Origin of the sequence: Pseudomonas sp. TAE6080, from assembly GCF_018732265.1 — a bacterium.
Classification (GTDB): domain Bacteria; phylum Pseudomonadota; class Gammaproteobacteria; order Pseudomonadales; family Pseudomonadaceae; genus Aquipseudomonas; species Aquipseudomonas brenneri.
The window spans coordinates 13,867-38,297 of sequence record NZ_JAHIDY010000025.1 but is presented as its reverse complement, the minus strand read 5'-3'; the positions used below and the strand labels follow the sequence as shown (position 1 = coordinate 38,297).

The window sequence follows — 24,431 nt, the reverse complement described above, 5'->3', positions numbered from 1 at the left end:
TCCAGGAGTTACACCATGGGCAACATCACCATCAAACACGTGCGCGCTTTTGTCTTGCGTGGCGGCGGCGCGGATTACCACGACCAAGCTGACGGTCACTGGATCGACGACCACATCGCCACGCCCATGAGCAAGTACCCCGAGTACCGCCAGAGCCGCCGCAGCTTCGGGATCAATGTGCTCGGCACCCTGGTGGTAGAAATTGAAGCCAGCGACGGCACCGTCGGTTTTGCCGTCACCACCGGAGGCGAGCCGGCTGCCTATATCGTCGAGAAACACTTGGCGCGCTTCCTTGAAGGTGCACGAGTCACCGATATCGAGAAGATCTGGGACCAGATGTACCAGTCCACCCTGTATTACGGGCGCAAGGGTTTGGTGATCAACACCATTTCCGGGGTGGACCTGGCGCTGTGGGACCTGCTCGGCAAGATCCGCCAGGAACCGGTGCACCAATTGCTCGGCGGTGCGGTGCGCGATGAGTTGCAGTTCTACGCCACCGGCGCGCGCCCGGACCTGGCGCAAAAGATGGGCTTTATCGGCGGCAAGATGCCCCTGCACCACGGCCCCGCCGAAGGTGAAGAAGGCTTGCGCAAGAACCTTGAAGCGCTGGCGACCATGCGTGAACGGGTCGGCCCGGACTTCTGGCTGATGCTTGATTGCTGGATGAGCCTGGACCTTAACTACGCCACCAAATTGGCGATTGGCGCCCATGAACACGGCTTGAAATGGATTGAAGAAGCACTGTCCCCCGATGATTACTGGGGTTACGCAGCCCTGCGCAACAACGTACCCAAAGGCATGCTGGTCACCACCGGCGAACACGAAGCCACTCGCTGGGGTTTCCGTATGCTCCTGGAAATGGGCTGCTGCGACATTATCCAGCCGGATGTCGGCTGGTGCGGCGGCTTGACCGAACTGGTGAAAATCTCCGCCTTGGCCGACGCCCACAACACGATGGTGGTGCCCCACGGTTCGTCGGTCTACAGCTACCACTTCGTCGCCACCCGGCAGAACAGCCCATTTGCCGAATTCCTGATGATGGCGCCCAAGGCCGACGAAGTGGTGCCGATGTTCCACCCGCAACTGCTGGGCGAGCCGGTACCGGTCAATGGTCGCATGCGCCTGTCAGTGCTGGACAAGCCAGGCTTCGGCGTGGACCTGAACCCCGATTGCCAACTGCATCGTCCGTATAACCGCTAAGGAATCTCGCCATGCAAATGCCTCATAACGCGTTCAAGGCCGGCCTGCGCCAGGGCGCCAGCCAATACGGGATCTGGGCCGGCTTCGCCACCGGCTACGGTGCGGAAATCGTCGCCAGCACCGGTTACGACTGGATGTTGATCGACGGCGAGCACGCACCCAATACCGTGCCCAGTGTGCTCAACCAATTGCAGGCGGTGGCGCCCTATAGCACCGCGCCCGTGGTGCGCGCGGTCAGCGGCGACACCAATCTGATAAAGCAACTGCTGGATATCGGTGCGCAGACCCTGATGATCCCCATGGTCGAAACCGCCGAGCAGGCCCAGGCCCTGGTGCGCGCCATGCGTTATCCACCCCATGGTATCCGTGGCGTGGGTGGCGGCCTGACCCGCGCCACGCGCTGGGATGGCGTAGACAACTATCTCAATACGGCCCATCAAGAACTGTGCCTGATCGTGCAGGTGGAGTCGCGCCTGGGTGTGGACAACGTCGAGGCCATTGCCGCCGTCGAAGGGGTGGACGCGGTCTTTATCGGCCCCGCCGACCTGTCCATCGGACTCGGCCATGCGGGCAACCCCAGCCACCCCGAAGTGCAGGAGCGTATCCAGCACGCGGTCAACGCCACCCTCGCGGCGGGTAAGGCTTGCGGCATCCTCGCACCCAATGAAGAGGATGCGCGCCGCTACCAGGCCTGGGGCTGCCGCTTCATTGCGGTGGCGATTGATATCAGCCTGCTGCGCCAGAGCGCCCTGAGCACCCTCGCCCGCTACCGCCCTGCCGCCGACGCGAAAGCGCCGTCGCGCACTTACTGAGGCACCTGCCATGTCATCCGCTCCGGTTTACCAGAACTTCATCAACGGCCGCTTCACCCCAAGCAGTGCCCATATCGACGTGCTCAACCCGGCCACTGGTGCACTGCTGTCCAAGGTGCCGGCCGCCACCGCCGAGGATGTCGACCAAGCCCTGGCCGCCGCCCGTGCCGCGCAACAGGGCTGGGCACGCAAGCCGGCCATCGAGCGCGCCGGGCACTTGCGCCGGATCGCCGCCAAACTGCGGGAAAACGTCGCTCACCTGGCCCGCACCATTACCTTGGAACAGGGCAAGATCAGCAGCCTGGCCGAGGTTGAAGTCAACTTCACCGCCGACTACCTCGACTACATGGCCGAATGGGCGCGCCGCATCGAAGGCGAAATCATCACCAGCGACCGGCCCAACGAAAACATCTTCCTGTTCCGCAAGCCCCTGGGCGTGGTGGCCGGTATCCTGCCGTGGAATTTCCCGTTCTTCCTGATCGCACGCAAGATGGCCCCGGCACTGTTGACCGGCAATACCATCGTGATCAAGCCCAGCGAAGAAACGCCGAACAACTGCTTTGAATTCGCCCGCCTGGTGGCCGAGACCGACTTGCCGGCCGGGGTGTTCAACGTGGTCTGCGGCGACGGCCAGGTCGGCGCTGCCCTCACCGCCCACAAGGGTGTGGACATGATCAGCTTCACCGGCAGTGTCGCGACCGGCTCGCGGATCATGACGGCGGCGGCACCGAATATCACCAAGCTCAACCTGGAACTGGGCGGCAAGGCGCCGGCGATTGTCCTGGCCGATGCCGACCTTGCGCTGGCGGTCAAGGCCATCCGTGATTCGCGGATCATCAACAGCGGCCAGGTGTGCAACTGCGCCGAGCGGGTGTATGTGCAACGCAGCGTCGCCGACCAGTTTATCGAGCGCATCAGCGCGGCGATGGCCGCCACCCGCTACGGCGACCCACTGGCCCAGTCCGATGTGGAGATGGGCCCGCTGATCAACCGCCAGGGCCTGGACAATGTCAACCGCAAGGTGCGCACCGCCCTCGCCCAGGGCGCAAGCCTGGTCACGGGCGGGCAGATTGCCGACCTCGGCGCAGGCTTTCACTTCCAGCCCACGGTATTGGCCGGTGGTCGCGCCGACATGGATATCATGCGTGAAGAAATTTTCGGCCCGGTGCTGCCGATCCAGATTATCGACGACCTCGACGAAGCCATCGCCCTGGCCAACGACTGCGACTATGGCCTGACCTCCTCGATCTATACCCGCGACCTGAGCAAGGCCATGCATGCGGTACGCGAGCTCGACTTTGGCGAAACCTACGTCAACCGCGAAAACTTCGAGGCGATGCAGGGCTTTCATGCCGGCGTGCGCAAGTCCGGGATCGGCGGTGCCGATGGCAAGCACGGCCTGTACGAGTACACCCATACCCACGTGGTGTACCTGCAGGGCTGAAGTGGTGCAACGGGCGCTGGCACGCGAGTGCCGGCCCTTACAACAACCCTGCCAACAAGGATTGCGCAATGAGCATTGCCAAGCTCTACAACGGCCCGATCATCGACAGCCACCTGCACCTGTTCGACCCACACCGCCCCCAGGGCATCCCGTGGCCCGAGCCGGGCAACCGCCTGTATGCCGCGCATTTGCCCCAGGATTACTGGGCATTGGCAGCCGAACACCAGGTGATCGGCGCGATTGCCGTGGAAGCCAGCCCGTGGTGCGACGACAACCATTGGTTGCTGGAAACCCTGCGCAGCGATGCGCGCATGCTCGGTTTTGTCGGCAATCTCGACCCGTTGCACCCGCAGTTTGCCGTCGACCTTGCAGCGCTCGCCTACGAACCGCTGTTCCTTGGGTTGCGCTACGGTAACCTGTGGCAGCGTGATTTGCTGGAGGACCAAACGCGCCCCGGGTTTATCGACGGCCTGCGCCAGCTCGCCGATTGTGGCCGCTGCCTGGACAGCGCCAACCCCGACCCACGGCTGGTCAAGGGTCTACTGCACCTGAGCGATGCCCTGCCCGAGTTGCGCATCATTGTCGATCACCTGCCCAACGCCCAGGTCCCTGCGGGCCGGGAAGCGGCCTACCACGCCGACCTGTTGCGCCTGGCTGAACGGCCCAATGTGTTCGCCAAGCTGGCAGAAATCCCGCAGCACGGACCCGCCGGTTTGATCGTTGACACCGCATTCTACAACGACCGCCTGGCCGTGCTGTGGGAGGCCTTTGGCGAAGACCGCTGCTTCTTTGGCAGCGACTGGCCCAACAGCGATCACCTCGCCGATTTCGCCACCACCCTGGGCCTGGTCAAACGCTGCATGACTGATCAGCCACAGGCCGTCCAGGAAAAATTCTTCCTGCACAACGCCGTGCGCATCTACAGCCCGACACTGCCCCCTGGAGGCCTCTGATGCCGACCCGTGCCTTTCGCATGAACCTCAACCCCGGCATGGCCGCCGAGTACCGCCGGCGCCATGCACAGATCTGGCCGGAACTGGCCCAGGCCCTGCGCGATGCCGGCGTGCTGGACTATCGGATCTTCCTCGACGAGTCCACCCATGCGCTGTTCGCCGTGTTGACCCATACAGACAAGCACGGCCTGGATGCCCTGCCCGGCACCGCGCTGATGCAACGCTGGTGGCAGTACATGCAAGACATCATGCCCAGCCACCCGGATAACTCGCCGGTCAGCGTGGATCTTGAACCGATGTTCAGCCTCACGCCCGACTGAGCCATTGGCTCCTTCACCACAACAATAAAAAGGATTCGAACACGTGGAAATCATTCTCCTCGGTGTGATTCTGCATTTCATCGGGGGCTTCGCCTCCGGCAGTTTCTACATCCCCTACAAAAAGGTCGGTGGCTGGGCCTGGGAAAGCTACTGGATCACCGGCGGCCTGGTGTCATGGTTAATCGTGCCGTTGATTGCCGCGCAACTGACCGTGCCCGGCTGGGTCGAGATCCTGCGCAACGCCGACACCAGCACCCTGCTCTGGACCTATCTGTTCGGTGTGCTGTGGGGCATTGGCGGGCTGACGTTCGGCCTGACCATGCGCTACCTGGGGCTGTCCCTGGGCATGTCGCTGATCATGGGCCTGACCTCAGCCCTCGGCGCCTTGATGCCAGCCTTGTACCGCGACCTGTTCACCAACGAGACAGAGGGCACCCTGACTTCGATGCTCGCATCACAAGGCGGGCATTGGGTGCTATGGGGTGTGGCGGTGTCGCTGATCGGTATCGCGGTGTGCGGCAAGGCCGGGTTGATCAAGGAACGGGAAGTGTCCCAGGCAGTGAAGTTCGCCAGCGTCAGCGAGTTCGCCCTGGGCAAGGGCATGCTGGTGGCGGTGATTTCCGGGGTATTGAGCGCCTGCTTCAGCTACGGTATTTCCGCCGGGCGTCCACTGGCCGCAGCAGCGGTGGAACATGGCGCCAACAGCCTGTTCCAGAACAACGTGACATTCATGGTGATCATGTGGGGTGGCCTGACCACCAACGGCATCTGGTGCCTGTGGCTGAACTGGCGCAACCGCACGTTCCATAACTACACCGACCGCAGCACCCCGCTGTTGCGCAATTACCTGCTGGTGGCGTGCGCCGGGACCCTGTGGTTCCTGCAATTTTTCTTCTACGGCATGGGCGAAAGCCGCCTGCAGAACGACGCCAGTTCGTGGGTACTGCACATGTCCTTCATCATCATTGTGTCCAATTGCTGGGGCCTGTATTTGCGCGAATGGCACGGCACCAGCCCGGCCAACAAAGGCGTGCTGGTGGCCGGGATCGCGGTGATTCTCGGCGCCATCGCGATGGTTGGCTACGGTAATTACCTCGGCTGAGGCCGCAATGCTTTTTGGTAGGAGCGAGCTTGCTCGCGAAGAACCTGAGGGCGCCGCGTTTAGCCGCTAAGCCCGCGTTATCGTTGACGTTTTTCGCGAGCAAGCTCGCTCCTACAACAGCGTTACATTTTCTTCAGGAGATTTCCCATGTTGCTAGCAGATAAAACCGTAATCATCACCGGCGCCTCCCGTGGCATCGGCCGCGCCGCCGCCCGCGAGTGTGCACGCCAGGGCGCCCGGGTGGTGATCGGCCATAGCGCCAGCGCACAAGGCACCCAGGCCGCTCTGTCGTTGATAGAAGAGATCCGCGCCTTCGGCGGCCAAGCCGTTGAAGTGGGTGGCGATGCTGCCGACCCGGACACCGGCGACAAACTGGTGGCGAGGGCGGTCGAAGCCTTTGGCAGTGTCGATGTATTCGTCAACAACGCCGGGATTTGCCCGTTCCACTCGTTCCTCGATATGCCGCGCGAGGTGTACCTGAAGACGGTCAATACCAACCTCAATGGCGCGTACTTCGCCGTGCAGGCAGCCGCCAACCAGATGAAGAACCAGGGCCGTGGCGGTGCAATCATTGCCGTCAGTTCCATCAGCGCCCTGGTGGGCGGCGGCATGCAGACCCACTACACCCCGACCAAGGCCGGCCTGCATTCGTTGATGCAATCCTGCGCCATCGCCCTGGGGCCGTATGGCATTCGCTGCAACTCGGTATTGCCGGGCACCATCGCTACCGATATCAACAAGGAAGATCTGGCTGACGAGGAAAAGCTCACCTACATGACCTCGCGCACGCCACTGGGCCGCCTGGGCGAGCCGGACGACGTCGCCGGGCCGATCGTGTTCCTGGCCTCGGACATGGCGCGCTATGTAACCGGCGCGTCGTTGCTGGTGGACGGCGGGTTGTTCGTCAACTTGCAGTAACTGCTGCCCGCCCATACGCCACAGATCCAGTGTGGGAGCGGCTTGCTCGCTCCCACAAGGGGTCTCTGTGTGCCTGAAATTTGTGTTTTCCCCCTGATAAAAACAATAAGACCCAAGGAGCACCCATGCGCATCAACCTCCCCCTGGCCCTGCTGTGCAGCACGGTTTCCACCTGCACCCTGAGCGCCGGCCTGCTCGGCCCCAACTCCCCCGCCATGCTCGGCGACTGGAACGGCCTACGCCCGCAACTTGCCGAGCAAGGCTATGACTTCACCCTCAAATACGTCGGCGAAGTGGGCTCCAACCTCGGCGGCGGCTACGACTCTCATATGACCGCCCGCTGGAGCGATCAGTTGATCCTCGGCGTAACCATGGACCTGCAAAAACTCTGGGGCTGGCAGGATGCGAGCTTTCGCATCGGTATCGGCGAACGCTATGGCAAAGACATCACCAACGACCGCGTGCATCACCCCGACGCCACCGGCCTGACTTCTACCATGGAGGTGTTCGGCGGCGGCAATGCCTGGCGCCTGTCGCAGTTCTGGTACGAGCAGAAGTTCTTCGAGCGCAAGCTGGCCGTGAAACTAGGGCGCTTCGGCCATGGCGAAGACTTTGACCAGTTCCCTTGCGAGTTCCAGAACGTCACCCTGTGCGGCTCCCAGGAGGGCAACTGGAATGGCGTGTGGAACAGTTTCCCCATCAGCCAGTGGGCGGTGCGCGCCAAGTATCAGTTCACCGATGAGTTCGCAATGCAGGTGGGGGCCTATGACAAAAACCCTGGAAACGCCGAGGCGAGCAATGGTTTCAAGCCGTTTATCAGCGGCTCCCAAGGTACCAGTTTCCCCATCGAAGCCATCTGGAAGGGACGGATCGGCGGCCTGAGTTCGGAGTACCACGCCGGTTACTACTACGCCAATGCCGACACCAAGGACATGCTCAAGGACGCCGACGGCAACTACGCGGCCAGCAGCCAGAAACCCTACCGGATGTATTCGAGCAATGCCGGCTGGTGGTTGTCGGGCCAACAGCAACTGACCACGGTCGATGGCAACAACAAACGCGGGCTTAACGTGTTTGCCAACCTGACCATGAACGATCCAGACAAGAGCGTGATCAAGAGCCTGATCCAAGTGGGCATGATCTACCGGGGGCCCTTTGACGTACGGCCGGATGACACCTTTGGCATCGGTGCATCGAAGTTGCAGGTCAGCGACCGCTACACCGACAACACCCAGGCGCTAAACGCGCGCAATGGTGTGGCTGGCATGGATGATCCGCTGTATGTACCTGAGCAACGGCGCGAATACAGCTACGAGATCAACTACGGCGTACAGGCCACAAAATGGCTGATGGTGCGGCCCAACCTGCAATACGTGAAATACCCCGGTGGCCTAACTCAAACCAGTGGCGCAGTGGTGGGCGGTGTGCAGTTTATTGCGGACTTCTGAGCCCGCTCAGAACGTGGTGCCCGGCCAGCTGTGCTCAAGCATTTTGCGCTCCGCTGGCAGGCCTCTCCAGGTTGGGGAATTCGGACCATCAACGCATTGCCACAATCGTTCCCACCAATACCACCGGCCACGCCAACATCGCCGCACGCCATCCCCAGGGCGCGTGCCGCAGTTCCATAAACCCATCGGCAATCACCCAGGCCTTAGCCACCGCTGCCAACACCACCACCCACCACCATCCCGCAGCGCCGGACATGACGGTGCCCACACTCAGCAGTAGCAGCACGGCCCAGCACGCCAGCAGCCTCACAACACGTACACCAACGGAAACAGCACCACCCACACCAAATCCACCATATGCCAATACAACGCCCCGGACTCAAACCCCGACTGACGCCCCGGACCATAGGCCCGCCGCCAGCAGCGCAACGCCAGCCACGCCAGAATCAGCATGCCCAACAGCACATGCAAAAAATGAAATCCGGTCAAAATCCAGTACAAGGTAAAGAACGTGCTGTGCTCCAGGCCCAGCCCGGCCGCAGCCAAGTGCCCGTACTCGTTGAGTTTGATCCATACATAAACCACCGCCACCAGCAGTCCCAACGCCAATAACCCACTTGCACGCCGTGGGCGACCTGCAACTACCTGCTGCTGTGCCAATGCGGCCAGTAGGCCGGCCGTCAGCAAGCTCAGGGTCATCGCCAGGCCGGTGGAGGTGTCCAGCTGTGCGCGGCCCTCGGCAAAGACCTCGGGCCGTAGCGTCTGGGTCACGGCAAAGGCAAGGATCAGAATCGCAAACACCGAGAGTTCGGCGAGGATAAAGAACCACATCGCCAGGTCACCCGGTAGGCGCCGCTCAACTGAAGTGAACATCGACCACGTCCATCAGGGCCGCGACGGTTTGCGGGTCATCGCTCAGCGCTTCTGCCAGGCAGGCCATGCACGCCTCACGGGGCGGCATGCCGGCGGCGATCAGGCGGGCGGTGAAGATCAGCAGGCGCGTAGAGGCCACCTCCTCCAGGTCATGCTGGTCAAGCCGGCGCAAGGCTTGCCCCAGGCGCACCACCTGGGCCGCCAGGGCGCTGTCGACCTGGGCTTCGCGGGCGACGATGCGCTCTTCTTCCACTGTTGATGGATAACCAAAGCGCATCGCCACAAAACGCTGGCGGGTGCTGGGTTTCATGCCCTTGAGCAGGTTCTGGTAACCGGGGTTGTAGGACACCACCAACATGAACGACGGCGGCGCCTTGAGGACTTCGCCGGTGCGCTCCAGGAACAACTCGCGACGGTCATCGGCCACCGGGTGCAAGACCACGGCAGTGTCTTGCCGTGCCTCGACCACTTCATCCAGGTAGCAAATGCCCCCTTCACGCACCGCCCGGGTCAACGGGCCGTCCTGCCACCAGGTGCCCTGGGCGCCGATCAGGTGGCGGCCAATCAGGTCGGCGGCGCTGAGGTCGTCGTGGCAGGCCACGGTGTACAGCGGCAATTGCAGACGGTGGGCCATGTGCTGGACGAAACGGGTCTTGCCGCAACCGGTGGGGCCCTTGATCAGCACCGGCATGCGGTGGCGCCAGGCGTGTTCGAACAACTCGTGTTCGTTGTTGACGGCTTGGTAGAAGGGTTCAGTCATGGCACACCTTGCATGGACAGCGGGTTTGACCGTCACGCTACGGGGGCCTGCGACAACCTGGCAAGCCGTACCCAAGGCAAACTTGATCGCCGTCAAGCGGGCATTCACCCACCCCGACATAGTCTCTGCTGGCACTAAGAACCTGCGCTCTACCCGGATCGCAAAGGTCTTGCCTGAGGAGATATGGAATGCTGACTCGCAATAAAACACCCTTCGTACTGACGCTGGCCAGGCTCAGCTGCGCGCTGGCCCTGGCCCTCTCAACCCAGGCCTTCGCGGCTGCACCCGCACCGGCTACAGCCATGCTCAAAAGCCCCGGCGCGCCCGACTTGAGCCAAGCCGAGTTCGATGCCTCGAAGCAGATCTACTTCGAGCGCTGTGCCGGTTGCCACGGTGTGTTGCGCAAGGGCGCCACCGGCAAGCCACTGACCCCGGACATCACCCAGGCCCGGGGCCAGGCGTATCTGGAGGCCTTGATCACCTATGGCTCCCCCGCCGGCATGCCGAACTGGGGCACCTCCAATGCGCTGACCAAGGCGCAGATCACCAGCATGGCGACCTTCATCCAGCACACCGCGCCAACGCCGCCGGAATGGGGCATGGCCGAAACCCTCAAGACCTGGAAGGTACTGGTCAAGCCCGAAGACCGTCCGAAGAAGCAACTGAACACGCTCAACCTGGAAAACCTGTTCTCCGTCACCCTGCGTGACGACGGCAAAATCGCCTTGATCGACGGCGACAGCAAGAAAATCGTCAAGCTCATCGACACCGGCTATGCCGTGCATATCTCGCGGATTTCCGCTTCGGGCCGCTACCTACTGGTGATCGGCCGTGACGCCAAGATCGACATGATCGACCTGTGGCCCGCCGAGCCGACCAAAGTCGCCGAGATCAAGGTGGGCATCGAAGCCCGCTCGGTCGAGACCTCCAAGTTCAAGGGCTATGAAGACAAGTACGCAATCGCCGGTTCCTACTGGCCGCCGCAGTTCACCATCATGGACGGCGAGACCCTGGAGCCCAAGCAGATCGTGTCCACCCGTGGCATGACCGTGGACAAGCAGGAGTATCACCCGGAGCCGCGTGTGGCGGCGATCATTGCTTCCCACGAATGGCCGGAGTTCATCGTCAACGTCAAGGAAACCGGCAAGGTCATGCTGGTCAACTACCAGGACATCAAGAACCTCACCATCACCACCATCGACGCCGCACCGTTCCTGCATGACGGCGGCTGGGACAGCACCCACCGCTACTTCATGACAGCGGCGAACAACTCCAACAAGGTCGCGGTCATCGACTCCAAGGAGCGCAAGCTCACCGCCCTGGTGGATGTGGGCAAAACCCCGCACCCCGGCCGTGGCGCCAACTTTGTACACCCGCAATACGGTCCGGTGTGGGCCACCAGTCACTTGGGTGACGGCGGTATTTCGGTGATTGGTACTGACCCGGTCAAGCATCCGCAGTACGCCTGGAAGCAAGTGGAATCGCTCAACGGCCAGGGCGGTGGCTCGCTGTTTATCAAGACCCACCCCAACTCGCGGCACCTGTACGTCGACACCACCCTCAACCCCGACACCAAGCTCAGCCAGTCGGTAGCCGTGTTCAACATCGACAAGCTCGACGCCGGCTACACCGTGCTGCCGATTGCCCAGTGGTCGGGCATCAAGCAAGGCGCCCTGCGCGTGGTGCAGCCGGAATACAACAAGGCCGGTGATGAAGTGTGGTTCTCGGTGTGGAACGGCCAGGAAGAGGAATCCGCGCTGGTGGTGGTCGATGACAAGACCCTCAAGCTCAAGAACGTGATCAAGGACAAGCGCCTGATTACCCCGACCGGCAAGTTCAATGTCTACAACACCCAATTCGACATTTATTGAGCTTCATCAACAAGAGGCAACCGAATGAAAAATATCCTGCTCGCACTGATCGCCCTGGGCTCGGCATTGAGCCTGTCCAGCGCCATCGCCGACGACGGCGCTGCGCTGTTCAAGAGCAAACCCTGCGCCGCCTGCCACACCATCGACAGCAAGATGGTGGGGCCGGCGCTCAAGGAAGTCGCGGCGAAGAACGCCGGGGTCAAGGACGCAGACAAGACTCTGGCCGACCACATCAAGAACGGCACCCAGGGTAACTGGGGACCGATCCCGATGCCGCCAAACCAAGTCACCGATGCACAAGCCCTGACCCTCGCCCAATGGGTGTTGAGCCTGAAATAAGCACAAGGAGCACGCCATGCAAGTCTCGATGATCGGTTCGGCCATGGCGCTGCTTTTCCTCATTCCTGCGCCGGTACACGGAGCACTGGCGCCTGCGCGTCAGGTCCAGCTGGAACACCTGCTGACCCAGGATTGCGGCGCCTGCCACGGCCTGCACCTGACCGGCGGCCTGGGACCGGCGCTGACCCCGCAAGCCCTGGCCGGGCAGACCCGCGACACCCTGATTGCCACCGTGACGTATGGCCGCCCTGCCCTGGCGATGCCCGGCTGGGCGCCATTGCTCAATGCCGGCGAGATTGCCTGGCTGGTGGACCGCCTCCTGCAAGGAACCCCTGCGCCATGATCCGTCCCCTGCTTGCCTGTATTGCCAGCCTGTTGCTCATGGCCTGTGCCCAACCACCGTTACGGGGTACCGGCGACCTGGGGCTGGTGGTGGAACGTGCCACCGGCAGCCTGTTGATTATCGACAGCAGCCATCAGGCCCGGCTGGGCCGGGTCGAGGGACTGGGTGACTTGTCCCATGCCTCGGCGGTGTTTTCCCGCGACCAGCGCTACGCCTACCTGTTTGGCCGTGACGGCGGGCTGACCAAGGTTGACCTGCTGACCATGCGCATCGACAAACGCCTGATCCAGGGCGGCAATAGCATCGGCGGTGCGATCAGCCAGGATGGGCGTTTGATTGCCGTGTCCAACTACCAGCCTGGCGGGGTCAAGGTGTTCGACGCCGTGACCCTGCGCCAAGTGGCGGACATCCCGGCCACGCCCCTGGCCAATGGCAAGCGCTCGCGGGTGGTGGGACTGGTGGATGCGCCGGGGCAGCGCTTTGTGTTCAGCCTGTTCGATACCGACGAGATCTGGAGCGCTGATTTCAGCCAGGGCAATACCCCGGCCATCACCCGCTTCACCGGCATTGGCCGCCAGCCCTATGACGCGTTGATCACTGCCGATGGCCGTTACTACATGGCCGGGTTGTTTGGCGAGGATGGCATGGCCCAGCTCGACCTGTGGCACCCGGAGCATGGGGTCAAGCGCGTGCTCGCCGACTACGGGCGCGGCCAGGAAAAATTGCCGGTGTACAAGATGCCGCACCTGGAAGGCTGGGCCGTGGCTGACAACCAGGCCTTCGTTCCCGCCGTGGGCCGCCACCAGGTGCTGGTGATGGACGCGCGCACCTGGCAACAGAGCGCTGCCATCGCCGTGGCCGGCCAACCGATTTTTGTCACCGCGCGGCCTGACGGGCGCCAGTTGTGGGTCAACTTTGCCTACCCGGACAACGACCGGGTGCAGGTACTCGACAGTGAAACCCACCGGGTGGTCGCCGACCTGCGCCCCGGCCCCGGTGTGCTGCACATGGAATTCACCGGGCGTGGTGAGCAACTGTGGTTGTCGGTACGCGACGGCCAGCAGGTGCAGGTCTGGGACCCTTATCGCCTGACCTTGCTCAAGACCCTGCCGGCCGACAGCCCCAGCGGCATTTTCTTCAGCAACCGCGCACAAAAAATGGGGTACTGAGATGGAACTTGATGAACTGACCGCCCGCCTGATCGACCGCTATCAACACGGCATGCCACTGTGCGCCGAGCCTTATGTGGAAATGGCGCAAACCCTGGGTTGCAGCGAGCGCGAGCTGATGGCCTGCCTGCAACGCCTGGAACTGGCGGGGGCGCTGTCGCGGATCGGGCCGGTGTTCGATCACTGCCGTGCCGGCGCCAGCACCCTCGCCGCCCTGGCGGTGCCCGCCGAACGCCTGGAGCAGGTGGCGGCGCGCATCAGCCGCTACCCCGAGGTCAATCACAACTACGCCCGCGAGCATCACTACAACCTGTGGTTTGTGCTGACCGGGCCCAATCGTCGCCATCTGGAACAGATTCTCGACGAGTTGGAGAAGGACACCGGCCTGACCCCCCTCGACCTGCCGATGCTCACCGCTTACCGCATTGACCTGGGTTTTGCCCTGGGAGTCCATCCGTGATCGCCCCGCTGAACCATGAACAATTGCTCGACCTGCGCCAGTGCCTGGAGCGCGGGCTGCCGCTCGTTTCGCGCCCCTATGAAAACCTCGCCGAGCAGATCGGCGCCCATCACCGGCAGGTGTTGCAACAGATGCAACAGTGGCAGGAGCAAGGCCTGTTTCGTCGCGTCGGCCTGGTGCTCAACCACCGCGCCCTGGGCTATGTGGCCAATGCGATGCTGGTGCTGGATGTGCCCGACGCACTGATCGATGAAGTCGGCCAGCGCCTGGGCCGCGCACCGGGGGTCACGCTCTGCTATCAGCGGCCACGGCGCCTGCCGCACTGGCGCTACAACCTGTTCTGCATGGTCCACGGCCGTGAGCGCGCAGCGGTACAGGCGCAGATCCAGGCGCTGCTGGAGCAGCATCTGCTCAGCGACCTGCCCCACCACCTGCTATTCAGCACGCGCATGTTCAAGCAATGCGGCGGGCGTTTTGCACCGCCGCCTTCACAGGTATGGGCCCATGGATGAACTCGACCGGCAGTTGATCAACCGCCTGCAACACGGCCTGCCCCTGGTGCGTCACCCATGGCAGGCGGTGGCTACCGAGCTGCACAGCACACCCGACGAGCTGCTCGACCGCCTGCACGTGCTGCTCGAAGACGGCGTGCTCACGCGTTTCGGGCCAATGTTCGATATCGAGCGCCTGGGCGGCGCGTTCACCCTGGCCGCCCTGGCAGTGCCCGAATCACGCTTTGGGCAGGTCGCAGCGCAACTCAACGATCTGCCGCAAGTGGCCCACAACTACCGGCGCGAGCATCACTGGAACATGTGGTTTGTCCTGGCCTGCGCTACCTGCGCGGACCTCGACCAGACCCTGTCGCACATTCACACCATTACCGGGCTTGAGGTGCTTAACCTGCCCAAGGAGCAAACCTACCATGTCGGTCTGTACTTCCCGGTTTGACGAGTCCCTGGCACAGCGCTTGATTCATTTGACCGAGGCCGGCCTGCCCCTGGTGGAAGATCCCTGGACCTGGCTCGCCGAGCAACTGGGCATCAGCGTCGAATCCACCCTCGACCTGCTCAAGCGCTTGCAGGGCGAAGGCGCGATCCGCCGGATTGCCGCCGTGCCTAATCACTATCGCCTGGGCTACCGCCACAACGGCATGACCGTGTGGGATGTGTGCGATGAACAGATGCCGCGCCTGGGTGAGCTGATCGGCGCCCAACCTTTTGTCAGCCACTGCTATCGCCGGCCCCGGCGTGGGGATTGGCCCTACAACCTGTTCGCCATGGTGCATGGCCGCAGTCGTGAAGAAATCGACAGTTACCGTGAACACCTGCGTTTCTTGCTGGGCGATGCCAGCCGGGCGGACGAGATGCTGGTGAGCAGTCGCATCCTGAAAAAAACCGGCTTGCGCCTTAACGCCCCCTCGCGCTTGTAGGAGCTGGCTTGCCGGCGAAGGTCGTAAACGATAACGCGGGCATCCTGGATGAACGTGTCGCCGGGGCGTTTTTCGCGAGCACGCTCGCTCCTACAACAAGGAACATCTTATGCTTAGGATCAGTCATTACCTGCGCACCCTGGCCGGCCAATGCCCACCACCGCGCAGCGCCAAACCGGGCAGCCCGCGCGCGCCGGTGGTGATCTGGAACCTGCTGCGCCGCTGCAACCTGACCTGCAAGCACTGCTATGCCACCAGCGCCGACAGTGTGTTTCGCGATGAGCTGGACACCGAGGCGGCGCTGAAGCTGATCGATGATCTGCACGAGGCCGGGGTCAGGGTGCTGATCCTCTCGGGCGGCGAGCCACTGCTGCGCGAGGACCTGTTTCAACTCAGCGCCTATGCCCGCGCCAAGGGCTTTTTCGTGGCGCTGTCGAGCAATGGCACGCTGATTGATGAAGGCAATATCCAGCAGATCGCCGCCGCACGTTTTGACTATGTGGGCATCAGTATCGATGGCTTGAAGGCGACCCACGATGCCTTCCGCCAGTGCGAGGGCAGCTTCGAGCGCTCGATGCATGCCATCAGCCTGTGCCGCCAGGCTGGGATCCGCGTGGGACTGCGTACCACCCTGACCCAGGAAAACCATGCACAGCTGCCGCAACTGCTGGCCTTGATGCGTGAATACGATGTGCAGAAGTTCTACCTCTCACACCTCAACTACAGCGGGCGCGGCAAGCGCAGCCGGCAACTGGACGCCCATCAGCAGATGAGCCGCGACGCCATGCTGATGATTTTCCAGCAGGCCTGGAGCGACATCCAGAACGGCGTACCCAGCGATTTTGTCAGCGGCAACAACGACGCCGACGCCGTGCTGTTGCTGCAATGGGTGCACCAGCACTTGCCGGAACACTACCCGCAACTCGAACACCTGCTGCATGCCTGGGGCGGCAATGCCTCGGGCAGCGGCATCGCCAATATCGACAACACCGGCGAAGTACACCCGGACACGTACTGGTGGCAACACTCGGTGGGCAATGTGCGCCGCACCTCGTTTCGCGAAATCTGGCTGGAGCGCCCCGATCCACTGCTGCTGCGCCTGCGCCAACACCCTCGCGAGATCGGTGGCCGTTGCACCGAGTGCCGCTGGCTAGGCATCTGCAACGGCAACACGCGCACCCGCGCCTGGGCCGGCGGCGACCTCTGGGGCCCGGACCCCGGTTGCTACCTCAGCGACGCAGAAATCGCCCATTCGCCGCCCACCTTGATTCCTTGCTCGGCACGCTGAACCACCGGCCGCCACCTGGTGAAACAACCGGGGGCCGCCAACCTGATGATGAACCAAGGAAGTCTCATGCACTCATCCCACGCGCTACCCTCCGTGCTGCACAGCCCCTTCCACCCCGGCGAAGTCGCCTTGGTTGGCGCCGGCCCCGGTGACCCACGACTACTGACCCTGCGCGCCTGGAGCCTGCTGATGCAGGCCGATGCCGTGGTGTTCGACCGCCTGATCAGCGCTGAATTGCTGACCCTGATCCCACTGACCTGTGCCCGCCATTACGTGGGCAAGGCCAGTGGTTATCACAGCCTGCCCCAGGATCAGATCAACGAGCTGCTGGCTGAACTGGCCCAACAGGGGCAGCGGGTGGTACGGCTCAAAGGCGGCGATCCATTCGTCTTTGGCCGCGGTGCCGAAGAGCTGGAATACCTGCTGGCGCAAGGTGTGTCGTGCCAGGTGGTGCCGGGCATCACGGCGGCCTCCGGCTGCAGTGCCTATGCGGGTATCCCGCTGACCCACCGTGACCTGGTCAACTCGTGTCGCTTCGTCACCGGGCATTTGCAGCGCGACGGCGAATTGAAGTTGCCATGGGACAGCCTCGCCGACAGCAGCCAGACCCTGGTGTTCTACATGGGCCTGTCGAACCTGGCGATGATCGCCGAGCGCCTGATTGATGCCGGCCTACCCGCCGACACCCCGGCGGCGTTGATCTGCAACGGCGCCCGTGCCGACCAGCAGGTGCATCGCGGCACCCTGCGCCTGCTGCCGGCCCTGGCCTTGATGTGCGAGCCCGGTGTGCCGACCTTGACGGTGATCGGGCATGTGGTCGATCTGTTTGCCGATGCGGCCCTGCACTACCCCGCCAGTCTCGCCCCCGGTCACTTGTCAGTGTCCAGGGTGGCGGTATGAAACGCCTGTGGTTGCTGCCGCTGTTGTGGGCCAGCGCGGCCCACGGTGCACCGGATGCCGCGGCCGATTACCAGCAGCATTGCCAAAGCTGTCACGGCGCCAACCGGGTTGGCAGCAGCGGCCCGGCGTTGTTGCCCGAGAGCCTGGGGCGGATCAAGCCGGCCGAGATTCGCCAGGTGATCGAACAAGGCCGCCCGGCCAGCCAGATGGCCGCATTCGCCCCACTGCTGACGGCGCAACAGATCGACGGCCTGGTGAGTTTCCTGCAACAGCCGCCCGCCACGCCCGCGACCTGGAGTGAGCAGGACATGCGCGGCAGCCACCGCCAGTTAGCCAACCTCAGTCAACTGCCTAACACCCCACAGCATCGTGCCGACCCGCTGAACCTGTTTGTGGTAGTGGAGTCCGGCGACCATCACATCGACATTCTCGACGGTGATCGCTTTGAAGTGCTCGATCGTTTTGCCTCGCACTTTGCCGTACACGGCGGGCCGAAGTTTTCCCCGGACGGGCGCTTTGTGTACTTTGCTTCGCGCGACGGCTGGATCAGCCTGTATGACCTGCACAACCTCAAGCTGATCGCCGAGATCCGCGCCGGCCTCAATACCCGCAACCTGGCGGTGAGCAAGGACGGGCGCTGGGTGCTGGTGGGCAATTACCTGCCGGGCAACCTGGTGGTGCTGGATGCGCGCGACCTGTCACTGGCCAAGACCCTGCCTACGGGCTCGCGGGTCAGCGCGGTGTATACGGCGCCACCGCGCCAGAATTTTATCGTCGCCCTCAAGGATGTGAATGAGGTCTGGGAGTTGTCCTACGCGCCAGCCCGCCCGAACTTCGAGCCCCGGCGCATCCAGGCCCAGGATGTGCTGGATGACTTTTCCTTTTCCCCCGACTACCGCCAACTGCTCGCCACCTCGCGCAAGGCCGGCGGCGGGCAGGTGATCGACCTCGATTCCGGGCAGGTGGTCACCAACATCGCGCTGGCGGGCATGCCCCACCTCGGTTCGGGGACTTACTGGCAACGCAACGGGCAGTGGGTGTTTGCCACGCCGAATATCAGCAAGGGGCAGATTTCGGTACTGGACCTCAAGACCTGGAAGCTGATCAAACAGATCCCCACACTCGGGCCGGGGTTCTTTATGCGCAGCCACAGCAACTCGCGCTATGTGTGGAGTGATGTGTTTTTTGGCCCGGACAATGACGCGATCCACTTGATCGACAAGCAGACCCTGGAAATCGCCCATACGTTGCGGCCCATGCCCGGCAAAACGGCGGCGCACGTGGAGTTCACCCGGGATGGGCGCTATCTGCTGTTGAGTATCTGGGATCGCGACGGTGCGTTGATCGTGTATGACAGCCAGACGTTGCAGGAGGTCAAGCGCATTCCTATGAACAAACCTTCGGGCAAGTACAACGTGGGGAACAAAATCGAATTTGCGGAGGGGACTTCGCATTGATGCAGGCGCTGGCTTGCTGGCGATCGCTGCGTGCCAGCCACCAGAGGTAGTGACTGAACCACCGCTATCGCGAGCAAGCCCGCCCACAGGGGATCTCGGCGAGGCAGAAAACTTTTACCGCGCCACAAAACAATGCAGGATCAATCAGAAGGCGTAGGTCGCCCCCAGGCTGATCACTTCACCCTTGATCTCGGCTTTACCCTCCAGTGACGCTGCGCCAAGACGATCAATGTTCTTGGTCTTGAGCTTGACGGTTTCCACAAACTGTCGCGAATAGGCGCCGTCGATACTCAAGCCTGGAATCGCCCGGATGTTGTAGCCAAAGCCCAGGGACGCAAATACCCGATCACCATCCGGGATCCGCGGGTCACGGGTGGAGTTGGGGGTTGGCGTCTGGTCAAAAGCCACCCCCGTGCGCACGGTCAAGTCATCCGTGAGCTTGTAGTCGCCGCCGAGGGAGTACATCCAGGTGTTCTTGTAGTTATAGGGAATCGACACCAGGGTGCTGCCATCCGACTTCAAGGTCAGCGCCTTGAACGATGACCATTGGGTCCACGTAGCACTCAGGCCCAGAGTCAAGCGGTCAGAGAACTGGTGGACCCAGTCCAGGGACGCATTGGCCGGGATATCCATCTGCGCCGAGGCATTCGCACCGTCGGGATACAGGTGCAGGTCGGGGTAGGCCAGCTCGACCAGGGTCTTGCCATCGAACACCGGGGTGGTCATCAGGTCTCTGGAAAGTGTATCGGCGTGGATAGTGTATTTACCCTCCAGCTTGTTGTTGATTTTGGCGTGGTAGCTCAGGCCGAAGGTGTCTTGCAAGGTAGGCTTCCAGGCCATGCCGGCAAACCAGCCCAGGGAGGTGTTGTCGACCTTGACCCGCATCAAGGCCAAGCCCTGGCCTGCGGGAAATGGAATGTAGCCCAGGTCCGGCGACTGTGCGGCGGCGGCATACAGGTCGACGTTCTGGCTCACGAAACCTTTGGTGTGCTGCACAATGGCACCACCGCCAATGGAAAACTGATCATTGACCTTGAATGACAGCGAGCCGGTCAGGCCCACGGTTTCAACTTTAGTGTCTACCGCAAAGTCACGGCCTTTCCAGTCCTCGTCCCAGGTCGTACGGGCGCCCATGGGCACCACCTGGCTCAGGCCAAAGGCCAAGCGGTCGTTGATCGGCATAACCATGAAGCCCGTTGGTACCCATGCCTCAAACCCGCCCTGGCCACCGTCACCCGTGCGGGGTGTCGAGGTAGGGAGACCGGTATCTGGATCAAGGACCGTACTGGACGCAGGATTGCCTGCGTAGTCATACGCAGCGCCTTTGTACTTGATGTCGATATTTGCGTAATTGAGGGTGAGCTGCGAAACGCTCTTGTCGATAAAGGCCATGGCCGCCGGGTTGTTGAAGGCCGCCGACGGATCGTTCTTGAACATCGAACCACCACCGAACGCCCGGCCCCAGCCAGCGGTATTGGCGGTCGGCGTCATGAACCCGCCGGCCTGGACTGGGCAGGTCGCGACCGTCAGCCCACCCAACACCGCCAGGGCAAGGAATGCCAGGGCCTGCTGCTTATTGTGTCGCATGCTCCACTCCATCTTATTGTTACCCAGCCCGACAGGTGCCTCTAATGAGGCACCTGCCTTTCATGGGTGATCAGCCCTTTGCACTAGGGAGCGGGACAGCTCATGGCGCCACGCTCAGGCTCGGTACTTTGACGGTCAGGGATTGGACGGCGCAGTTGCCGGAAAGAGGCTGGTTTTTACCGGTCAGGGTGCGAGTCGCCTGGTTCCACTCGCCATTGATGGTGCCCGCGCCGCAGTTGGAGGGTGGCAAAGCCACCGTCCAGCCCACGTTTGACACGGTACCGTTGCCGATTCCAGTGCTCGCGTTAAAACTGTTCGCCGTCAGCACCCACCCTGGAGCCGGAACGTTTTTCAGCTTCGGCAAGTTACACAAGCCACCGCCGGTAAGTGTTGCCGATGTGATGGTGGCTACGCCTGCCGAGACATTGCCGCCGAAAGTGATGCCACAGGTAATGGGAAGCCCAGCCGAAGATGGCGACGTTACAACAATGGTGCCTGCCTCAGTGGTAAATGGACCTTCTGGGGTAATCGACACGGCGCTGGCCATGGAAGCCGCACCGAACAACAGAGCAAACGAACTTACACAAACGAGGGCTTTCAAACTTTTCATTATTTTTCCTCACATGTATGGCGAACTATTTCGCCGGGGCAATGGCTTCCAACAGAAGTTCACAACAAAGTTGCGACACCTCTCTCAAGCCAAATATCAACTCAATCAACCGCATTAACCCGCCTATCTACCCGATAGACTTATTGAACTTACAGAAGCCCGAACAGACAAATTTCAGGCGATAAAGGTCTGCGAGCCACATAGACTCCGAAAACCTCCACAACATTAAGATCAAGCCAGGCAGTGCCGTTAACGCAACCCGCCTAATACTTCCAGGCTTCCTGCTGGGTTGGCATTGACTGAAGACCCTTCAAGCAATAGTGCCAAACTTGATTATCCATACGCTGACGCTATTCATAATTGAATATAGACATAGAGCAGCACCTACACTGAGCAAACTTCCAAGCGCGCACTAAGAAACTCACTACGTAATGGCGCCTTGATCAGCGCAGGCAAAACAACCATACGCGTGCAATCCCGCAACTAAAACTTATCCCCTCACAATCCGTATCAAATAATCTACCTGAAAACACCAATTGCGCCAGAGGGTATTATTTCTTTGCGAGAATTCCTACGTAACAGTTTTATATCCACAGGAAAGATAAACAATTAGAAATACTGATCTACTCCAGCAGGAGCGCCAGCACATGGGAAGTAGAGGCTCAATATATAGCGGAATTATTTGAAGGATTTATTTGTAGGAACAATACGATGTCATTATAGAAGTGGCTAAGCACCCGCCTCATCATTCACTTTGACCGCACGTTCACGAACAAACCCTTGCACTGCGTCGCCGGGCAACGCTTTACTGAAATACCAGCCCTGAATGATCAGTTCTGCCCCCGCGTGCCCACGGCCCGATTGAAGAAACGCCAACTGCTCGGCCGTTTCCACGCCCTCCACCACCACCCCCAGGTTCAACGCTTCACAAAAGCGCAGCATGCCGGTCAATACCTGCGCGCCCTTGGGGTCTTGCTGGGCAACCACAAAACTGCGGTCGATCTTGATGAAGTCCACCGGGAACTGGTGCAGATAACTCAGCGCTGAATACCCCGTGCCGAAATCGTCGATATAAACCTTGGCACCAATGGCCTGCAGTTTTTCGATCATCTGCCGTGTCACCTGAATATCGCCTACTAGCGCATCCTCGGTGATCTCCACCGACACATGACCATGGGCCTGGGACAGGATTTGTACCAGTTGCCTGCCGTACGCTGGAGTTGTCAGGGTGGCGCTGGAAACATTGATGGTGATCGGCAACGCAAAACCGGCTTTCTGCCATTTCTGGTGTTGGCGCACAGCCTGGGAAGCGACCCACAAGTCTACGTCCGGCATCAACCGGGCCTGGGCCAGCCACTGGAGGAACTCCCATGGCGAATGCACTTTACCTTCGCCGTCCCGTGCCCGCATCAGTGCCTCGCAGCCCGTGCACAGGCCCGTCAAGGAGGACACCTGGGGTTGGTACTCCAGATAGAACTCGAAGTCGCTGATCTGCTGGATCCTGCTCAATTCAAGGGCCTGTCGTGCCAGCGCCTTGTGCGACGTCAGCACCGGGTCCATTTCCAGCAGACGGCCTTTTTCTTCGAGCCCGCGAAAGGTCATGTCGAACGTCTTGAGGTAAACCGTACCGCCCTCCACAGCCTGCCGGTGGATCGCCCGGACATAGGGTGCATAGATCAGCGTCCCCAACCCCAGTAGCACCAGTTGCAGCGCCACCGCCGCCAAATCACCCTGGGTACTCAGGTAGGCATTGAGCAGTACTGGCGCGGTAAAGGGCACGCTGGCGACCGCCGGCGAGACCCAGCCAGCCTGCACCACAAACAACGCCAGCAGGGTGTTGATCACCGGGACGGCTAAAAACGGAATAAACAAGCGCGGGTTGAGGATGATCGGCAAGCCGAACAGCAACACTTCACTGACGTTGAACAGCGACAGCGGCAGGCTGGCCACCGCCAGCAAGCGCATGGACTGGCTCTTGGAAAACAGCAGAATCGCCAGTAACAGGCACAGGGAACCGCCAGATCCGCCAATAAAGGCAAAGCACCCCAGCAGGCCGGCATTCAACACGTATCGAATGGGCTCTCCCGCCGCCAGCGCCACACCGTTGAGCACCACCGCCTGATCCAATGCGTCAAACAGCGGTTGGATCGCATACACGCCATGAATGCCAAAAAACCACAGCAGCGAATTGATCGCCGTGACAAACATTCCGCTGCCATAAGGCGACTGCAGCGCATCGAGCATCTCAGGGCCCTGGAATTGCACCACATGAGGAACCTGCAACAACAACGACAACGTCACCACCAGCAGCAGTGCAGTAATTGCCCCCGGCACGACCATGTTGATAGTGCCCTTGAGGTTGTGTCCCACCAGGTCCTCGTTGACCAGGCGGGTCCAGCGATACCGATGCAACCAGGCAATCGCCGGGACATTGATCAGCGGCGAAGCGATGGCAATGAACAACACAAAGGTCGCCGACGCACGTGGATAGTCCCGCAGGACAAAAGTGGCGATGACCACGTGCGCCAGGCACAGGAACGCCACTGGCAGCTGTGGCAACCGGTGCTGGATCGCCAGCATATAGCCGATGGAGGCCGCTACCAGCAACGGGATGACAGAACTGATCTTGGCATGCAAGCCCGCCAGGAATGCCACAAGCGGCGACGGAAAATTCAGGATCCGCGCACACTCGGACAACAGCAGGAAACCTGCCGAGACCAGCAGGCACGGCAAGATCCATAACAGGCCTTCACGGATGGCCCGCAACGACTCGGTGCTCGCCAGGGCTGCCAGGCGCTGGGTGAAGAAGAGCTTGAACAGCGTTTGCGCCATGATTGTCTCCCTGCCCCGCGTTTCCTGGCCCTTGGCCGTTGCACCGGAGGGGCGGCGCCTCAACCGGAGTCTTCAACAGGGGTTAACGCTACACGCCCAGACCCAGGGAGTGAAAGTTTTTTGCCCCACCGGGCCTCGATGAATCCCCCTAAAGTACCCGCTGACACGTTGGCGAGGGTGTAATTTCCTGCGCGTTTTGAAACAATAGCGCGCATCGGGGCTGCACTGCCCAGGTGGCGCGCCGCTGGTTTTCGGAACCAACAGCTCCTCACCAAGGTCATGAGTTCAACAGATCTACCAACCCACAGGCCGGTAG

25 protein-coding genes are annotated in these 24,431 nt (G+C 61.6%); 19 read left to right on the top strand and 6 right to left on the bottom strand.

Annotated features, from left to right (window positions below):
• Positions 1-15 precede the first annotated feature (15 nt).
• The 8 genes from rhmD (at position 16) to KL786_RS18635 (ending at position 8,197) form a co-directional block, all read left to right on the top strand.
• Positions 16-1,200: an L-rhamnonate dehydratase gene (gene rhmD / locus KL786_RS18670; protein WP_215518558.1), complete on the top strand. Its 1,185-nt coding sequence runs from the start codon at positions 16-18 to the stop codon at positions 1,198-1,200.
• Positions 1,201-1,211: 11 nt separating this feature from the next.
• Positions 1,212-2,012 carry an aldolase/citrate lyase family protein gene (locus tag KL786_RS18665; RefSeq protein WP_215518557.1) on the top strand — a complete coding sequence of 267 codons (801 nt, stop codon included), beginning with the start codon at positions 1,212-1,214 and terminating at the stop codon, positions 2,010-2,012.
• Positions 2,013-2,022: 10 nt separating this feature from the next.
• Positions 2,023-3,456 carry an aldehyde dehydrogenase gene (aldA, locus tag KL786_RS18660; RefSeq protein ID WP_215518556.1) on the top strand — a complete coding sequence of 478 codons (1,434 nt, stop codon included), beginning with the start codon at positions 2,023-2,025 and terminating at the stop codon, positions 3,454-3,456.
• Between the two features lie 68 nt (positions 3,457-3,524).
• A complete protein-coding gene (locus tag KL786_RS18655) occupies positions 3,525-4,409 on the top strand; it encodes an amidohydrolase family protein (protein WP_215518555.1) in 885 nt (294 codons plus the stop codon).
• Positions 4,409-4,729 (top strand): L-rhamnose mutarotase, encoded by a 321-nt coding sequence (rhaM, locus tag KL786_RS18650; protein ID WP_174553283.1) that lies wholly within the window; start codon positions 4,409-4,411, stop codon positions 4,727-4,729. Before KL786_RS18655 ends, rhaM begins: the two co-directional genes overlap by 1 nt.
• Before the next feature lie 43 nt (positions 4,730-4,772).
• On the top strand, positions 4,773-5,831 hold the full coding sequence (gene rhaT, locus KL786_RS18645; RefSeq protein WP_215518554.1) for an L-rhamnose/proton symporter RhaT: 1,059 nt from the start codon (positions 4,773-4,775) through the stop codon (positions 5,829-5,831).
• Positions 5,832-5,978: 147 nt separating this feature from the next.
• Entirely contained in the window at positions 5,979-6,749 is a 771-nt protein-coding gene (lra1, locus tag KL786_RS18640) for an L-rhamnose 1-dehydrogenase Lra1 (RefSeq protein WP_215518553.1), read from the top strand.
• Between the two features lie 125 nt (positions 6,750-6,874).
• On the top strand, positions 6,875-8,197 hold the full coding sequence (locus KL786_RS18635) for a carbohydrate porin (protein ID WP_215518552.1): 1,323 nt from the start codon (positions 6,875-6,877) through the stop codon (positions 8,195-8,197).
• Between the two features lie 88 nt (positions 8,198-8,285).
• Here the strand turns inward: KL786_RS18635 and KL786_RS18630 are convergent, their stop codons facing one another.
• The 3 genes from KL786_RS18630 to KL786_RS18620 are packed head-to-tail and all read right to left on the bottom strand — an operon-like array spanning position 8,286 to position 9,830.
• On the bottom strand, positions 8,286-8,483 hold the full coding sequence (locus tag KL786_RS18630) for a cytochrome C oxidase subunit IV family protein (RefSeq protein WP_275656696.1): 198 nt from the start codon (positions 8,481-8,483) through the stop codon (positions 8,286-8,288).
• A gap of 20 nt (positions 8,484-8,503) precedes the next feature.
• Complete coding sequence (locus tag KL786_RS18625; protein WP_215518551.1) at positions 8,504-9,070, bottom strand: cytochrome c oxidase subunit 3; 567 nt, start codon at positions 9,068-9,070, stop codon at positions 8,504-8,506.
• Positions 9,054-9,830, bottom strand: coding sequence for a CbbQ/NirQ/NorQ/GpvN family protein (locus tag KL786_RS18620; RefSeq protein ID WP_032861292.1), 777 nt, complete (start codon positions 9,828-9,830; stop codon positions 9,054-9,056). Before KL786_RS18620 ends, KL786_RS18625 begins: the two co-directional genes overlap by 17 nt.
• A 188-nt stretch (positions 9,831-10,018) precedes the next feature.
• Between KL786_RS18620 and KL786_RS18615 the strand changes: the two genes are divergently transcribed.
• The 11 genes from KL786_RS18615 to KL786_RS18565 all read left to right on the top strand — a co-directional run bounded on the left by KL786_RS18615 (position 10,019) and on the right by KL786_RS18565 (position 19,086).
• Positions 10,019-11,701: a cytochrome D1 domain-containing protein gene (locus KL786_RS18615; RefSeq protein WP_215518550.1), complete on the top strand. Its 1,683-nt coding sequence runs from the start codon at positions 10,019-10,021 to the stop codon at positions 11,699-11,701.
• A 24-nt stretch (positions 11,702-11,725) separates the two neighbouring features.
• On the top strand, positions 11,726-12,040 hold the full coding sequence (locus tag KL786_RS18610; protein ID WP_032861294.1) for a c-type cytochrome: 315 nt from the start codon (positions 11,726-11,728) through the stop codon (positions 12,038-12,040).
• A 16-nt stretch (positions 12,041-12,056) separates the two neighbouring features.
• A complete protein-coding gene (locus KL786_RS18605; RefSeq protein WP_215518549.1) occupies positions 12,057-12,383 on the top strand; it encodes a c-type cytochrome in 327 nt (108 codons plus the stop codon).
• Entirely contained in the window at positions 12,380-13,552 is a 1,173-nt protein-coding gene (locus tag KL786_RS18600) for a cytochrome D1 domain-containing protein (RefSeq protein ID WP_215518548.1), read from the top strand. The genes KL786_RS18605 and KL786_RS18600 overlap by 4 nt, the downstream gene beginning before the upstream one ends.
• A 1-nt stretch (position 13,553) precedes the next feature.
• Positions 13,554-14,012, top strand: coding sequence for an Lrp/AsnC family transcriptional regulator (locus KL786_RS18595; protein WP_215518547.1), 459 nt, complete (start codon positions 13,554-13,556; stop codon positions 14,010-14,012).
• Complete coding sequence (gene ahbB / locus KL786_RS18590; RefSeq protein ID WP_215518546.1) at positions 14,009-14,524, top strand: siroheme decarboxylase subunit beta; 516 nt, start codon at positions 14,009-14,011, stop codon at positions 14,522-14,524. Before KL786_RS18595 ends, ahbB (KL786_RS18590) begins: the two co-directional genes overlap by 4 nt.
• Positions 14,517-14,960 carry an Lrp/AsnC family transcriptional regulator gene (locus KL786_RS18585; protein ID WP_215518545.1) on the top strand — a complete coding sequence of 148 codons (444 nt, stop codon included), beginning with the start codon at positions 14,517-14,519 and terminating at the stop codon, positions 14,958-14,960. The genes ahbB (KL786_RS18590) and KL786_RS18585 overlap by 8 nt, the downstream gene beginning before the upstream one ends.
• Positions 14,935-15,441, top strand: coding sequence for a siroheme decarboxylase subunit beta (gene ahbB, locus KL786_RS18580; RefSeq protein WP_215518544.1), 507 nt, complete (start codon positions 14,935-14,937; stop codon positions 15,439-15,441). The genes KL786_RS18585 and ahbB (KL786_RS18580) overlap by 26 nt, the downstream gene beginning before the upstream one ends.
• Positions 15,442-15,550: 109 nt before the next feature.
• On the top strand, positions 15,551-16,729 hold the full coding sequence (gene nirJ, locus KL786_RS18575) for a heme d1 biosynthesis radical SAM protein NirJ (protein ID WP_215518543.1): 1,179 nt from the start codon (positions 15,551-15,553) through the stop codon (positions 16,727-16,729).
• Positions 16,730-16,795: 66 nt separating this feature from the next.
• Entirely contained in the window at positions 16,796-17,629 is an 834-nt protein-coding gene (gene cobA / locus KL786_RS18570; protein WP_215518542.1) for a uroporphyrinogen-III C-methyltransferase, read from the top strand.
• Positions 17,626-19,086, top strand: a complete 1,461-nt coding sequence (locus KL786_RS18565; RefSeq protein WP_215518541.1) for a cytochrome D1 domain-containing protein — start codon at positions 17,626-17,628, stop codon at positions 19,084-19,086. Before cobA ends, KL786_RS18565 begins: the two co-directional genes overlap by 4 nt.
• 144 nt (positions 19,087-19,230) lie before the next feature.
• Here the strand turns inward: KL786_RS18565 and KL786_RS18560 are convergent, their stop codons facing one another.
• The 3 genes from KL786_RS18560 to KL786_RS18550 all read right to left on the bottom strand — a co-directional run bounded on the left by KL786_RS18560 (position 19,231) and on the right by KL786_RS18550 (position 24,115).
• Positions 19,231-20,673: an outer membrane protein transport protein gene (locus KL786_RS18560; protein WP_215518540.1), complete on the bottom strand. Its 1,443-nt coding sequence runs from the start codon at positions 20,671-20,673 to the stop codon at positions 19,231-19,233.
• 100 nt (positions 20,674-20,773) lie between these two features.
• The gene (gene praB, locus KL786_RS29620) at positions 20,774-21,283 is read right to left on the bottom strand and encodes an alkane oxidation protein activator PraB (RefSeq protein WP_252193769.1); all 510 of its coding nucleotides are present in this window, start codon (positions 21,281-21,283) and stop codon (positions 20,774-20,776) included.
• Positions 21,284-22,012: 729 nt separating this feature from the next.
• Positions 22,013-24,115, bottom strand: coding sequence for a PTS sugar transporter subunit IIC/EAL domain-containing protein (locus tag KL786_RS18550; protein WP_215518538.1), 2,103 nt, complete (start codon positions 24,113-24,115; stop codon positions 22,013-22,015).
• Positions 24,116-24,431: the final 316 nt, after the last annotated feature.